Below are 1,322 nucleotides of genomic sequence, written 5' to 3' on the forward strand. Positions count from 1 at the left end.
GCTAACACAAACGATCGAATTCGCTCGTTCGGCGCAGGATTTCGTCGATGCGCCCCTGTCAGATTGATGAAAATCGGCTTTGAAGGCTCGATAATATTTCCGTGAAAAAGAAACGACGTCGTCGACGGCAAATGACGAGGTCACAGCACAGGTGTGGAAACAATGTTGCATTCGGTCAACCGCAGGGGTCTACAAGCATATCCCTACGATCTCGGCCGTGCGCGCGGCTGCGTCGAAATCGCGGGTGCGCCGGGCTACATGGGGGAGGGAAGAGCATCGATGTCAGGCGCGAACGATGCCTATGTGAAGTTTTCCGACGTCCAGAAGACCTACGACGGCGAAACACTGACCGTCAGGAATCTCAACTTGGACATTGCGCAGGGTGAGTTCCTGACCATGCTGGGCCCCTCCGGCTCCGGCAAGACAACCACCCTTATGATGCTCGCCGGCTTCGAGGCGCCGACACAGGGTTGCATTTTTCTGGAGGGGCGCTCGATCGGCAACATACCCCCGCACAAGCGCGACATCGGCATGGTGTTCCAGAACTATGCACTGTTTCCGCATATGACCGTGGAGGAGAATCTCGCCTTTCCGCTTAAGGTGCGCAAGGTCGGCAAATCCGAGATCGAGGCCAAGATCAAGCGGGCGCTCGATATGGTTCGGCTCGGCACCTATGGCAAGCGCCGGCCCAGTCAGCTGTCCGGGGGGCAGCAGCAGCGCGTCGCGCTTGCCCGCGCGCTCGTCTTCGATCCCAAGCTCGTACTGATGGACGAGCCACTCGGCGCCTTGGACAAGCAGCTGCGTGAGCAGATGCAGCTCGAGATCAAACATCTTCACGAGGATCTCGGCGTCACCGTGGTGTTTGTAACGCATGATCAGGGCGAGGCGCTGACGATGTCGGATCGCATTGCGGTGTTCAACGAGGGGACCATCCAGCAGCTTGCCGTGCCCGCTGAGCTATATGAAAGGCCGCAGAACGCTTTTGTTGCCCAGTTTATTGGCGAAAACAATCAGCTTCACGGCAAGGTGGTTGCGATGAATGGCTCGACCTGCAAGGTCGAGATTCCAGGCTCAGGCAACGTGCAGGCGCTGGCAATCAATGTGGATGCGGTCGGCCAGAGGACGGTGCTGTCGTTGCGGCCGGAGCGCGTGAAGCTGAACCCGGCGCCGGGCTCAGTGCCCAATGTCTTCAGCGCCCGCGTTGCGGAGGTGATCTACCTCGGCGACCACGTGCGTACTCGGGTTTCGGTCTGCGGCCATGATGATTTTGTGATCAAGCTGCCCAATTCGGGAAGCGTGGTGCAGGTCGAACCCGGCGCGGC

1 protein-coding gene is annotated in these 1,322 nt (G+C 59.2%); it reads left to right on the forward strand.

The features are described 5' to 3' along the window. Positions 1-279: 279 nt before the first annotated feature. Positions 280-1,322 (forward strand): ABC transporter ATP-binding protein (locus tag AC0L2J_RS34720; protein ID WP_473395977.1); only part of this gene is annotated, 1,043 nt, incomplete at its 3' end.

It is taken from the genome of Bradyrhizobium sp. MV1.5 (genome assembly GCF_055807615.1).